The sequence below is a fragment of the Flavobacterium buctense genome, assembly GCF_014486695.1.
GTDB lineage: Bacteria > Bacteroidota > Bacteroidia > Flavobacteriales > Flavobacteriaceae > Flavobacterium > Flavobacterium buctense.
The window spans coordinates 1-206 of record NZ_JACTAB010000050.1 but is presented as its reverse complement, the minus strand read 5'-3'; the positions used below and the strand labels follow the sequence as shown (position 1 = coordinate 206).

1 protein-coding gene is annotated in these 206 nt (G+C 39.3%); it reads right to left on the bottom strand.

The genetic code is table 11. The annotated features are described in order from the left end of the window. Positions 1-206 (bottom strand): hypothetical protein (locus ICG50_RS13105; protein WP_187661343.1); only part of this gene is annotated, 206 nt, incomplete at both ends.

Genomic DNA, 206 nt, shown 5'->3' with positions numbered 1-206 from the left:
TCCGTTTACAGACCAAGTATAAGTATCACAAGCCGTTGCTGTAGTCGTATTTGATGTGCTTGGTGTTATAGTCAAATTCAAAGTTTCAGTATGACATCCTACTACCGAAGTATAAGTTCCCGAAGCTGTATAAGTAGTTCCATTTACAGACCAAGTATAAGTATCACAAGCCGTTGCTGTAGTCGTATTTGATGTGCTTGGCGTTA